This is a genomic window from Streptomyces zingiberis (assembly GCF_012034935.1).
Classification (GTDB): domain Bacteria; phylum Actinomycetota; class Actinomycetes; order Streptomycetales; family Streptomycetaceae; genus Streptomyces; species Streptomyces zingiberis.
In genome coordinates, this window is record NZ_JAATEN010000012.1 from 1 (window position 1) to 11,280 (window position 11,280).

Genomic DNA, 11,280 nt, shown 5'->3' on the forward strand with positions numbered 1-11,280 from the left:
TCCGGCGCGGCCACCACGTTAACCGATGGCCGCGGAAGCTCCTAATTGCCTCTTCCGCGTCTTCCCGGCACACGACGGTGTAACCCCGCCAGGGGCTCGTTCGTCGTTGTGGTGGTGCCGCCGACGGGGTCCTGGGGGTTCGGCTGTGCGCCGTGCCCTCCGGTCATCACCCGGCTCAAGCGGCTCGGGCCACGTTAGACGGTGGCGCGGACCAAGTCAAGCGCCCCCCGTGGTTCCCGCGCGACGGGAGCCCCGGTCGCGGGGGACATGGGCGCGGTAGCGGCTCACGGTGGGATCGCCGCCGATCCAGAAGCGCCAGGGGTGGGCGGCACCGTCTCCGCCGACGCCGGTCCGCGGGCCGTTGTGCACCCGCTCCAGCGGGGGCGGCTCCCCCGCCAGTACGGAGAGCGGCGCGTCCGGGCCTGCGCAGACATCGCTGCCGTCGAGGGACCGGTCCATGTCCAGGGCGGTGGCCAGCCGGGCCGGGCCCTGGGCCAGCTCGGTGTCCTTGCGCGCGGTGGCGCGGCGCCCGCGCACCTGATCCGCCCCGGTCAGGACCTCCCCCGCGCGCAGCAGCACCCCAGCGGCCCGGCCCGCGGGACCGCAGACCAGGTTGAGACTGAACCACATGCCGTAGATGAAGTAGACGTACGCGTGTCCCGGGGGGCCGAACATCGAGGCGTTGCGCTCCGTGCGCCCCCGGTAGGCGTGCGAGCCCGGGTCGGACTCGCCGTCGTAGGCCTCGACCTCCGTCAGCCGGAGTTCGATCCGGCCCTGCGGGGTATTGCGTACCAGCACGCGTCCGAGCAGGTCGGGGGCGACGTCCAGGACGGGGCGGTCGAAGAAGTCGCGGGGCAGCGGCGCACGGCCGGGGGATCCGGGCGGCTCGGGGACCTCGCCCCGGGGATGGTCGGGCATGTCGGCCGAGGGTAACGCACCCGGGTGGTGGCATCGGGGCGGGTGCCGTAGGGGAGCATGGGCGCGGACTCCGGCCCGGTGGGGCCACGGTCCGGGACGGGGCGGGTCCGGGAACCGGCCGTGCGCCGTTCCGCGTATGTAGGGAGCAACGGTCCATGCCGGTCCGCGGAGCGGGATCCGGCCAGGGAGGGAAGACATGGCCTTCAAGAAGCTGCTGGCGAGCCTGGGAGCGGGCGGGGCGTCGGTGGAGACGGTGCTGACGGAGGAGAACGTCGTACCGGGCGGGGTGGTCCAGGGCGAGGTGCGGATCCAGGGTGGTGCCGTGGCCCAGCAGATCGAAGGGCTCTCCGTGGGGCTTCAGGCGCGGGTCGAGGTGGAGAGCGGCGACCACGAGTACAAGCAGGACATGGAGTTCCACACGCAGCGCCTCGGCGGGGCCTTCGAGGTGCAGCCCGGCGCGGTGCACGCGGTGCCGTTCGCGCTGGAGGTCCCGTGGGAGACGCCGGTGACGATGTTCCTGGGGCACCACCTGACGGGGATGAACGTGGGGGTGCGGACGGAGCTGGCGATCGCGCGGGCGGTGGACTCCGGGGACCTCGACCCGGTCAACGTCCACCCCCTGCCGGCGCAGCAGGTGATCCTGGACGCCTTCGGCACCCTCGGCTTCCGGTTCAAGAGCGCCGACCTGGAGCGCGGGCACATCCGCGGCACGCGGCAGCGGCTGCCGTTCTACCAGGAGATCGAGTTCTTCGCCCCGCAGCAGTACCGGGGCCTGAACCAGGTGGAACTCACGTTCGTCGCGGACGGCTCCGAGATGGACGTGATCCTGGAGATGGACAAGCGGCCGGGGCTCTTCACCGAGGGCAGCGACTCCTACCGGGCGTTCACCGTCGGGCTCGACACCTTCCACGAAACGGACTGGGCGGGATATCTCAACGCCTGGCTGGCCGAGGTCGGCGGAAAGCGGAACTGGTTCTAGGCGCCCCGGCGGCGGTGCCGGCCACCTCGCCGCGCCCGCGTACGCCCTGCGCCGCGCCGGCCGGAGCCCCTCCCCCCCCGTATCCCGGTGCGCCGCGGTGCGCGGTACGGGGCTTCCGGCCGGCGGGCGCGGGAGGCGGGGCGCGGACCGCCGTCCCCGGCGCGGAAATGCCCTCTGCCGGGGGTACTAGGCTCGGACCGGACGTGATCATCGATCCGGAGGTTCCGACGTGACCGACCCCAAGAGGCCGCCGCTCCCCCACGACTTCCTGCCGCCCGTGCCGTCGTTCTCCGTGGTGAGCGAGGACCTGGCACCGGGGGCCGTACTGGGCGGCCCCCAGACGCTGGAGGGTGGCAGCGTGTCGCCGCAGCTGCGGTGGTCCGGTTTCCCGCCGGAGACCGAGAGCTTCGCGGTGACCTGCTTCGACCCGGACGCGCCGACCGGGAGCGGCTTCTGGCACTGGTCGCTGTTCGACATCCCGGTGACGGTCACGGAGCTGCCGCGGGGCGCGGGCGGCGGGGCCTTCGAAGGGCTCCCGGAAGGCGCCGTCCACGTGCGGAACGACTACGGGAAGCGGGAGTTCGGCGGTGCGGCGCCGCCGCCCGGGGACCCGGCGCACCGCTACGTCTTCACGGTGTACGCCGTCGACACCGGGAAGCTGGGGCCGGACGCGGAGGCGACCCCGGCCGTCGTGGGCTTCCATCTGCGGTTCCACACGCTCGCGAGGGCGCACCTCGTCGGCGAGTACACCGCTCCTGCCGGGAGCTGATCCCGCCGGGACCCCGAGTCCGTGTCCGCCCCGTCCACCTCGCGGTGGGCGGGGCGGTGCGCGTTCCGGACGCGCCGGAGGCAGGGGTCCGGGCGCGGGGCCCCGGGCCGGGGAGGCGCCGGTGTCACGGACGTTCCTCCACGGCCCCCGGCGGCCGGGCGCGGAAGTTCTCCGGACGCTCACGGGAAATTGCCTTGTCGCGAGGGGTGCGCCCGGCCAGAGTGGATCCGGGCCGCCGCGCGGGCGGGGGACGGACCGGAGGTGGGCGGGATGCGCGAGACGCTGGTGCTCAACGCGAGCTTCGAACCACTGTCGACGGTGTCGCTGCGGCGCGCTGTGGTGCTGGTGCTGCAGGACAAGGCCGTCGTCGAGCAGGCCCATCCCGGTCTGCGGGTGCGGGCCGCCGCGGTGGAACTCCCGGTGCCGCACGTGGTGCGGCTCCGCCGGTACGTGCGGGTGCCGTTCCGGCAACGGGCTCCGTGGTCCCGGCGCGCGGTGCTGGTCCGGGACCGGCACCGGTGTGCCTACTGCGGGCGCCGGGCGACGACCGTGGACCATGTGGTGCCGCGCTCCCGGGGTGGCGGGGACACCTGGCTGAACACGGTCGCGGCCTGCGCCGAGGACAACCACCGCAAGGCGGACCGGACCCCCGAGCAGGCGGGGATGCGGCTGCTGACCCGGCCGTTCGAGCCGACCCCGGCGGACGCTCTGCTGCTCGCCGTCCACGGGCGGAACGGCGACGGGCCGGTGCTGCCCGAGTGGCTTCCGCTCCCGGCCTGATCGCCCGGCCGGCGGCCCCCGGCGCGGTGATTCCACCCGCGCCGGGGCCCTTGCGGTGAGCCCGTGGGCCGGGCGCCGCGCGCGGGGCGGTGCCGGAAACGGCTCAGCGGAGCACCAGCATGACGATGGCGGCCGTTCCCACGGCGACGATCACGCCCCGCAGCACGGCCGGGGAAAGACGGCGGCCGACCCTGGCGCCGATCTGACCGCCGAGCGCGGAGCCCACCGCGATGAGCCCCACGACGAACCAGTCGAGTTCCGCGGCGAAGACGAAGACGAGGGCGGCGACGCCGTTCACGACCACCGCCAGGGCGTTCTTCACCGCGTTGATCCGCTGGAGGTCCTCGTTGAGCAGGAGCCCCATCAGGGAGAGGTAGATGACGCCCTGGGCGGCGCCGAAGTAGCCGCCGTACATGCTGGCCAGCAGGACGCCGGTGAAGAGGACGGGGCCGCCGTGGCGGCGCCCGCCGGGGTCGACGCCGTTCCGCGCCCGGCGCTCCCGGACCGCCCGGCTGAGCCGGGGTTGCAGGATCACCAGGATCAGGGCCACCGCGACGAGGACGGGCACGATCGCGTCGAAGGCCCGGGAGGGCAGGGTCAGCAGCAGCAGGGCACCGGTGAGGCCGCCGATGAGCGCGCCCGCGGCCAGCCGGAGGGTGAGCGGCCACTGCCCCGCGAGTTCCCGGCGGTAGCCGATGGCGCCGCTGATCGAGCCGGGGACGAGACCCAGGTTGTTGGAGACGTTGGCGGTGAGCGGGGGCAGCCCGATGGCGAGGAGCACGGGGAAGGTGAGGAGGGTGCCGGAGCCGACGACGGTGTTGATGGCGCCGGCTCCGACGCCCGCGGCGAACACCGCGATGACTTCCCAGATTTCCACGCCGCGCCTCTCCGTGCCTCTCCATGATCCGGTGCCGGGTCACACCGCATCATGCCGGAGGGGTCGCGCGCTCAGTCGAGCGGGGGCTGCTCGCGGCGGGGCGCGGGCGGGGCCACGCTCTCCTGGGGGGTGCCGTTGCCGACCGCCGGGGCGGCGGGGGCGCCTCCGAAGTTGCCGAGCGCGCCGCCGAGGCCCTTGAGCGCCTCGCCGATCTCGCTGGGCACGATCCAGAGCTTGTTGGCGTCGCCCTCGGCGATCTTCGGCAGCATCTGGAGGTACTGGTAGGAGAGGAGCTTCTGGTCGGCGTCGCCGGCGTGGATGGACTCGAAGACCGTACGGATGGCCTGTGCCTCGCCCTCGGCCTTGAGGGCCGCGGCCTTCGACTCACCCTCGGCGCGAAGGATGGCGGACTGCTTCTCGCCCTCCGCGCGCAGGATCTCGGACTGGCGGACACCTTCGGCCTGGAGGATCGCGGCGCGCTTGTCCCGGTCGGCGCGCATCTGCTTCTCCATCGAGTCCTGGATGGAGGTGGGCGGCTCGATGGCCTTGAGCTCGACGCGGTTGACGCGGATGCCCCACTTGCCGGTGGCCTCGTCGAGCACGCCGCGCAGCGCCGCGTTGATCTCCTCACGGGAGGTGAGGGTCCGCTCCAGGTCCATGCCGCCGATGATGTTGCGCAGCGTGGTGACGGTGAGCTGCTCGATCGCCTGGATGTAGCTGGCGACCTCGTAGGTGGCGGCCCGGGCGTCGGTCACCTGGTAGTAGATGACGGTGTCGATGTTGACGACCAGGTTGTCCTGGGTGATCACCGGCTGCGGCGGGAACGGGACGACCTGTTCCCGCAGGTCGATCCGGTTCCGGATGGAGTCGATGAACGGAACGACGATGTTGAGGCCCGCGTTGAGAGTCCGGGTGTAGCGGCCGAAGCGCTCCACGATGGCGGCGCTGGCCTGCGGGATGACCTGCACCGTCTTCATCAGGGCGATGAAGACGAGCACCACCAGGATGATCAGGACGATGATGATCGGTTCCATGGACGCTCCCCGTACTCCTTCTGTGGCTTGATCATCAGTCTGTCAGAGAACAGGCTGTCCCGGGGGACGTTGGACGACACGCGCCGGGAGTTGTCCCCGTGCGCCGGGATGCGCCGGTGCCTCCGGCCCGCGCCGGGCGGCGGGCCCGGCCGGCGGCGCGCCGGCCGTCCGGCGCCGTCAGATCACGACGGCTGTCGCGCCGTCGATCTCCACGACGTCCACCTGCCGGCCCTTCTCATAGACCTGGTCGGCGTCGAAGGAGCGCGCGGACCAGACCTCGCCCGCGAGCTTGATGCGGCCGCCCTGGCTGTCGACGCGCTCCAGCACGAGCGCCTGACGGCCCGTCAGCGCCTCGACTCCCGAGGCCAGCCGGGGATTCTGCGCTCTGCTGCGGGCGGCGAGGGGACGCACCACCGCGATCAGCGCCACCGAGACGACGGTGAAGACCAGCACCTGCGCCACGACCCCGCCCCCGAAGAAGGCCTGGGTGACGGCCGCGGCGACGGCCCCGACGGAGAACATGCCGAACTCGGGCATCGCCGTCATGACCAGCGGAATGCCCAACCCTACGGCGGCGATCAGCCACCACACCCACGGTTCCACGCCCCCCATGGTAGGCGCGGCGGCGCGGCGGGGGAACAGGTCAGAGGTGACGAGGTGTCAACTGCGCTCCGCGCGCGGCCGGATCCGCCCGGCGCCCGCGGCCGCCGTCCGTCCGCCGGGCCCCGCCGGACGGCGCGTCCGGTGGCTGCCGCCTCACGTCAGCGGCAGCCCCTGCGCCGTCCAGCGGTCGCCCTGGCGCTCGACCACGAGGGGGAGCCCGAAGCAGCGGGAGAGGTTGCGGGAGGTGAGTTCCTGCTCGATGGGGCCGGCCGCGAGCACCTTCCCCTGGCGGATCATCAGGACGTGTGTGAAGCCCGGGGCGATCTCCTCGACGTGGTGGGTGACCATGATCATGGAGGGGGCGTACGGGTCGCGGGCCAGGCGGCCGAGGCGGCGGACGAGGTCCTCGCGGCCGCCCAGGTCCAGCCCCGCGGCCGGCTCGTCCAGCAGCAGCAGTTCCGGGTCGGTCATCATGGCGCGGGCGATCAGGGTGCGCTTGCGCTCGCCCTCGGAGAGGGTGCCGAATCTGCGGTCGAGGTACTCGGTCATGCCGAGGCGGTCGAGGAAGGCGCGGGCGCGCTCCTCGTCCACCGCCTCGTAGCTCTCCTGCCAGTGGGCGGTCATGCCGTACGCGGCGGTGAGCACCGTCCGCAGCACGGTCTGGCCGGGCGGGAGCTTGTCGGCGAGGGCGATGCCCGCGATGCCGATGCGGGGGCGGAGCTCGAAGACGTCGACGCCGCCGAGTTTCTCGCCGAGGATCTGGACGGTGCCGGTGGTCGGGAAGAGGTAGCTGGAGGCGATGTTCAGGAGGGTGGTCTTGCCCGCGCCGTTCGGGCCGAGGATCACCCAGCGCTCGCCCTCGGTGACCGACCAGGAGACCTGGTCCACCAGAGGCCGCCCGTCACGGACCACCGATACGTCCAGCAGCTCCAGTACCTCGCTCATCGGCACGCGTCTCCCCTTGCCGTGTCGTGATGTCCGCGCCGGTGGGCGCGGCCGCTCTCCGGCAAACCTACGCCACGCGGTGTCGGTGTCCGTCCTTAGGCTGGTCCCATGGACAGTGAACCGCGGTCGGGGCGGCTGGCCGCCTGGGGAAATGCCGTTCTTGCCGGATTGGCGCCGCCGGACGACGCCGTACAGCGGATCACCGGGGAGGACGCGCGGCACCGGGTGTCCGGGCTGCCCGGCGAGGCCGGGGAGGTGGGGCTCTCCCTGGCGCTGGGCAGGCTGCGGGCGCTGGGCGGCACGGGGTTCCGGGTGGCGCTGCCCGTGCCCGGTCACCCCCTGGGGCTGAGCGGCCCGCCGGAGTTCAACGCGCGGGCGCTGGCCGCGGAGGAGGCCGTGCTGGTGCCCGGGGCGGGGCTGGGCCTGGTGCCGGAGGTCCACGCGGCGGGCCCGGCGGGCGACGTGCACGTCACGGTGGTGTGGCACTGTCTGCCGGTGCGGGAGGCGCCGCCGGCGGACGTGCCCTCGCTGGGCGAGGCGGAGCGGGAGCTGGCCGAGGCGCTGCGCGAGGCCACGGAGCTGCTCTCCCGGCTGGACGTCGCCGGTGCCGGCCCGGCGGCGCGGGAGGCGCTGGAGGCGTACCGGGCACGGGCGGAGCGGGACCGGGACGTGCTGGCGCCGGGGTATCCGCCGCGGGCGGCGCGGGTCCTGGAGCTGGCGGCGCGGGTGGCGGCGCTGGTGGCGATCGCCCGGGGGCCCGGCGGTGGCGGCGAGCACGGTTCGGCGGTGAGCGCCTCGCAGATGGCGGTGCGGGACGAGGCGCTGCGTCCGGTGGCGCGGACCGCCCGGCGGGCGCAGGTCGCGGCGTACAACGCGTGGGTGGAGGAGGGCGGGCGCGGCTGACCGGCCGGCGGGTGCGACGGGGCGGGGCCGTTCCGGTCAGGCCGTCGACACGCCGTGCCGGACGGCCCAGAGCGCGGCCTGGGTGCGGTCGGAGACGTCGAGCTTCATCAGGATGTTGGAGACATGGGTCTTGACCGTCTTCTCGGAGAGGACGAGCGCGCGGGCGATCTCCCGGTTGGAGCGGCCGTCGGCGAGCAGGCCCAGCACCTCCCGTTCCCGCTCGGTGAGGATGCCGCCGCGGCCCTCGCCCACCCGGTCGTCCTCCTGGGTGAGGAGGACCTGGGCCACCTCGGGCTGGAGCACGGTGTGGCCCGCGTGCACGGACCGGATGGCACAGGCCAGCGCCTCGGGGTCGACGTCCTTGTAGACGTAGCCCGCGGCGCCGGCGCGCAGGGCGGGCACGACGGTGCGCCGCTCGGTGAAGCTGGTGACGACCAGGACCCGGGCGGGGTTCTCCAGCTCGCGGAGGCGGCGCAGCGCCTCGATGCCGTCGGTGCCGGGCATCCGCACGTCCATGAGGACGACGTCGGGGCGGAGCTCCTCCGTGCGGCTCACCCCCTCGTCGCCGTCGGCCGCCTCGCCGACGACCTCGATGTCCTCCTGGATCTCCAGGAAGGTGCGCAGCCCGCGCCGGACGACCTGGTGGTCGTCGACGAGCAGCACTCTCACCGCGCGGCCGGCGAGCGGGTCAGCAGCCACCGGGGACCTCCATCTCGATCACGGTGCCCTTGCCGGGCGCGGACTCCACGGTGAGGCTGCCGCCGACGCCGCCCGCGCGGTCCCGCATGGAGACCAGGCCCAGATGGCGTCCGGCACGGTGGACGGCGGTGGGGTCGAAGCCGCGCCCGTCGTCGGCGACGCGCAGCAGGGCGCCCTGGCCCTGCGGGCCGTGCCGGTCGAGGCTGACGTCCACCCGGCCCGGGCCGGCGTGGCGCAGAGCGTTGTGCAGCGCCTCCTGCGCGACCCGGAGCACGGCCTCCTCCTGCGCGGCGGGCAGCGCGCGCACCCCGGTGGAGCGGAAGGCCACACGGGCGGTGTGGGCGCGGTCCAGGACCTGGGCGTGCGTGCGGAGCGTCGCGACCAGGCCGTCCTCGTCGAGGGCCGCGGGCCTCAGTTCCACGACGACGGCGCGCAGCTCGTCGGCGGCCTCCGCGGCGAGCGCGGCGACCTGCTGGATCTCGTCCCGGGCACGCTCGGGGTCGCGGTGGACGAGCGTCGCGGCGGCCTGGGCGGTGAGCCGCAGGGAGAACAGTTTCTGCGAGACGGCGTCGTGCAGTTCGTGGGCGAGGCGGGTGCGCTCGCCGGCGATGGTCAGCTCACGGCTGCGCTCGTAGAGGCGGGCGTTGGTGAGGGCGATGGCCGCGTGCTGGGCGAGGAGGGCGAGCAGCTCCTCGTCCTCGGCGGTGAAACCGCAGGCCGGGCCCGGGACGCGGGGGCCGGGGCAGCGCTTGTTGGCCAGGAAGATCGCGCCGAGCACCTCGTCACCGTCGGCCACCGGAAGGCCGAGGAAGTCGGCCATCTCGGGGTGGGCGTCGGGCCAGCCGCCGAACCGGGGGTCGGCGCGCACATCGGCGAGCCGCTGCGGGGTGGCGTCGTCCAGCATCGCGGCGAGGATGCCGTGCCGGCGGGGCAGCGGGCCGATGGCCTTCCACTGCTCGTCGCTGACCCCGTCCACGACGAACTGGGCGAACCCCCCGTGGTCGTCGGGAACGCCGAGGGCGGCGTACTCCGCGTCCAGCAGCTCGCGCGCCGAGGAGACGATCGTCTTCAGGACGTCGCGCACCTCCAGGTGGCGGTTCATGGCGAGCAGGGCCGCGCTCACCGCGGCGAGTCCCGAGCGCGGGGCGGAGCCGGTGGTCATGGCCTCACGGTAACCGGCCCGGGCGGCGGCCGTAATCCGCCGCGGGGCGGTCCGGCCCTGGGGCCGGGGGCCTAGGTCTTCCTGCCCCGGCCCGGCCGGTTCCGGCGGCGGGGCGAGCACGTGGGCGGTCCGGCCCTGCCGGTCCCCGCCGGTCCCCGCAGGTCCCTTCCGGTCCCTGCCGTCCATGCGGCCCTTGCCGTCCCCGCGGCCCGGTGCGGACGGAGGCCGGCCGGGGTGGGGCGCCGGCGGGGCCGGGAGGGGCCCGTGACGGCGTTACGGCGCCGCCGGCGGTCCCGCGGAGCCGGGGCCCGGCTCACAGGGAGGCCGAAGGGCGCAACGGCCGGCAGGGCGGCTTACGGGGACGCCGCTGGAGGCCCGCCGGGAACCGGCCGGGGGCCCCGCGACCGCCGTGCCGCGGCGGGGATTTCCGTTCACGGACGGTCGCCGCCGGCACACCCGCGGTGGCGCCGGGAGGGGCTCGTTGTGAAGAGGCGCACGAGACGCCGGTCACATACGAAGGCGCCTAGGAGTTGCGCGACCGGGAGCCTTGTGCGCGGGGACCCGGAGGACCACATCCACCTGCGCCTTTTGCCACGACATCGGGTAGTAGGTCACACCTTTGCCATGCCCGATTTGCGTCGCTAAGAATGGTTCTGTCGCAAGGCACCGCGGATCGACAGCGGTGCACTCCGCCGGAGCGGTGGGTGGCTCTCCTCCCTGAGAGGGCCCCGCGCGGCCTCACCCCTGAGAGGCCGTCCGCATCGCCGCCTCCGACCCGCTACACGCGGCTGAGCGATTGGAATCCTCACTCATGCGCGTCCCCACTTTCTCCGCCACCAGCACCCTGCTCGGCAAGCCCCACAAGATCTCGGCGGCCGGTCTGGCCGCGGTGAGCCTGGCCTCCGTGGCCTTCGCCGCCGCTCCCGCCCCGGCGTCCGGTGCCGACAAGGCCGCGGCCGCCCGGTCCCTGCCGGCCGCGTACAGCGCCCCGGCCACCGCCGGCCAGGACGGCAAGCAGAGCGACGCCCTGTACTCGACGGTGAAGGCCCCGGGTACCTCCGGTGGCACGGTGGACCTCCTGAAGGCCGTCGGCCCCACCACGGGCAAGGACCAGCCGGCCAAGGCCCCCGCGGCCGGGACCGCCAAGGCCAAGGCCGACGCCTCGCGCGCCGGCGAGCAGGCGGCCAACCGCTCCACGGACCGCCCGGCCCCGAAGGCGGAGGCCCCCAAGGCCGACGCGAAGGCCGCCACGCCGGCCCCGAAGACCTACCCGAACAACCTGGACGGGTGGATCCGCGAGGCCATGTCCATCATGAAGAAGAACGGCATACCCGGTAGCTACGAGGGCATCCACCGCAACATCATGCGGGAGTCCAGTGGTAACCCGAACGCGATCAACAACTGGGACATCAACGCCAAGAACGGCATCCCGTCCAAGGGTCTGCTGCAGGTGATCCAGCCCACCTTCGACGCCTACCACGTCGCGGGCACCAAGAAGGACCTGTACGACCCGGTGGCCAACATCGTCGCGGCCTGTAACTACGCCGCCGACAAGTACGGCTCCATGGACAACGTCGACTCGGCGTACTGATGGCGCTGACGGCGCTGATG

At 73.9% G+C, this 11,280-nt stretch carries 12 protein-coding genes; 5 read left to right on the forward strand and 7 right to left on the reverse strand.

Annotated features, from left to right (window positions below; genetic code table 11):
• Positions 1-216: 216 nt before the first annotated feature.
• Positions 217-918, reverse strand: a complete 702-nt coding sequence (locus tag HCK00_RS16360) for a DNA-3-methyladenine glycosylase (protein WP_168102702.1) — start codon at positions 916-918, stop codon at positions 217-219.
• Positions 919-1,114: 196 nt separating this feature from the next.
• Here HCK00_RS16360 and HCK00_RS16365 point away from each other — a divergent pair, with 196 nt between their 5' ends.
• The 3 genes from HCK00_RS16365 to HCK00_RS16375 all read left to right on the forward strand — a co-directional run bounded on the left by HCK00_RS16365 (position 1,115) and on the right by HCK00_RS16375 (position 3,446).
• Positions 1,115-1,897, forward strand: coding sequence for a sporulation protein (locus HCK00_RS16365; RefSeq protein ID WP_168102703.1), 783 nt, complete (start codon positions 1,115-1,117; stop codon positions 1,895-1,897).
• Between the two features lie 229 nt (positions 1,898-2,126).
• A complete protein-coding gene (locus HCK00_RS16370) occupies positions 2,127-2,666 on the forward strand; it encodes a YbhB/YbcL family Raf kinase inhibitor-like protein (RefSeq protein WP_168102704.1) in 540 nt (179 codons plus the stop codon).
• Positions 2,667-2,936: 270 nt separating this feature from the next.
• A complete protein-coding gene (locus HCK00_RS16375; protein ID WP_168102705.1) occupies positions 2,937-3,446 on the forward strand; it encodes an HNH endonuclease in 510 nt (169 codons plus the stop codon).
• Between the two features lie 103 nt (positions 3,447-3,549).
• Here the strand turns inward: HCK00_RS16375 and HCK00_RS16380 are convergent, their stop codons facing one another.
• From HCK00_RS16380 to HCK00_RS16395, 4 genes are all read right to left on the reverse strand, one after another.
• Positions 3,550-4,323: a sulfite exporter TauE/SafE family protein gene (locus HCK00_RS16380; protein WP_168102706.1), complete on the reverse strand. Its 774-nt coding sequence runs from the start codon at positions 4,321-4,323 to the stop codon at positions 3,550-3,552.
• A gap of 71 nt (positions 4,324-4,394) precedes the next feature.
• Positions 4,395-5,357 carry an SPFH domain-containing protein gene (locus tag HCK00_RS16385; protein WP_168102707.1) on the reverse strand — a complete coding sequence of 321 codons (963 nt, stop codon included), beginning with the start codon at positions 5,355-5,357 and terminating at the stop codon, positions 4,395-4,397.
• A 177-nt stretch (positions 5,358-5,534) separates the two neighbouring features.
• Entirely contained in the window at positions 5,535-5,969 is a 435-nt protein-coding gene (locus HCK00_RS16390; protein WP_168102708.1) for an NfeD family protein, read from the reverse strand.
• 144 nt (positions 5,970-6,113) lie between these two features.
• Positions 6,114-6,905 carry an ABC transporter ATP-binding protein gene (locus HCK00_RS16395; RefSeq protein WP_168102709.1) on the reverse strand — a complete coding sequence of 264 codons (792 nt, stop codon included), beginning with the start codon at positions 6,903-6,905 and terminating at the stop codon, positions 6,114-6,116.
• A 108-nt stretch (positions 6,906-7,013) separates the two neighbouring features.
• On the opposite strand from HCK00_RS16395, the gene HCK00_RS16400 reads away from it, so the two are divergent.
• The gene (locus HCK00_RS16400) at positions 7,014-7,808 is read left to right on the forward strand and encodes an Rv1486c family protein (RefSeq protein WP_168102710.1); all 795 of its coding nucleotides are present in this window, start codon (positions 7,014-7,016) and stop codon (positions 7,806-7,808) included.
• Positions 7,809-7,844: 36 nt separating this feature from the next.
• Here HCK00_RS16400 and HCK00_RS16405 read toward each other — a convergent pair whose 3' ends face one another.
• Together HCK00_RS16405 and HCK00_RS16410 are read right to left on the reverse strand one after the other, a co-directional pair.
• The gene (locus tag HCK00_RS16405) at positions 7,845-8,507 is read right to left on the reverse strand and encodes a response regulator (RefSeq protein ID WP_168102711.1); all 663 of its coding nucleotides are present in this window, start codon (positions 8,505-8,507) and stop codon (positions 7,845-7,847) included.
• Entirely contained in the window at positions 8,497-9,669 is a 1,173-nt protein-coding gene (locus HCK00_RS16410; RefSeq protein ID WP_168102712.1) for a GAF domain-containing sensor histidine kinase, read from the reverse strand. The genes HCK00_RS16405 and HCK00_RS16410 overlap by 11 nt, the downstream gene beginning before the upstream one ends.
• 811 nt (positions 9,670-10,480) lie before the next feature.
• On the opposite strand from HCK00_RS16410, the gene HCK00_RS16415 reads away from it, so the two are divergent.
• Positions 10,481-11,260 carry a transglycosylase SLT domain-containing protein gene (locus tag HCK00_RS16415; RefSeq protein ID WP_168102713.1) on the forward strand — a complete coding sequence of 260 codons (780 nt, stop codon included), beginning with the start codon at positions 10,481-10,483 and terminating at the stop codon, positions 11,258-11,260.
• Positions 11,261-11,280 lie beyond the last annotated feature (20 nt).

Coding starts and splice junctions, on each gene's coding strand:
- HCK00_RS16400 (WP_168102710.1), top strand. CDS start 7,014: ATGGACAGTGAACCGCGGTCGGGGCGGCTGGCCGCCTGGGGAAATGCC.
- HCK00_RS16390 (WP_168102708.1), bottom strand. CDS start 5,969: ATGGGGGGCGTGGAACCGTGGGTGTGGTGGCTGATCGCCGCCGTAGGG.
- HCK00_RS16395 (WP_168102709.1), bottom strand. CDS start 6,905: ATGAGCGAGGTACTGGAGCTGCTGGACGTATCGGTGGTCCGTGACGGG.
- HCK00_RS16385 (WP_168102707.1), bottom strand. CDS start 5,357: ATGGAACCGATCATCATCGTCCTGATCATCCTGGTGGTGCTCGTCTTC.
- HCK00_RS16375 (WP_168102705.1), top strand. CDS start 2,937: ATGCGCGAGACGCTGGTGCTCAACGCGAGCTTCGAACCACTGTCGACG.
- HCK00_RS16415 (WP_168102713.1), top strand. CDS start 10,481: ATGCGCGTCCCCACTTTCTCCGCCACCAGCACCCTGCTCGGCAAGCCC.
- HCK00_RS16410 (WP_168102712.1), bottom strand. CDS start 9,669: ATGACCACCGGCTCCGCCCCGCGCTCGGGACTCGCCGCGGTGAGCGCG.
- HCK00_RS16365 (WP_168102703.1), top strand. CDS start 1,115: ATGGCCTTCAAGAAGCTGCTGGCGAGCCTGGGAGCGGGCGGGGCGTCG.
- HCK00_RS16360 (WP_168102702.1), bottom strand. CDS start 918: ATGCCCGACCATCCCCGGGGCGAGGTCCCCGAGCCGCCCGGATCCCCC.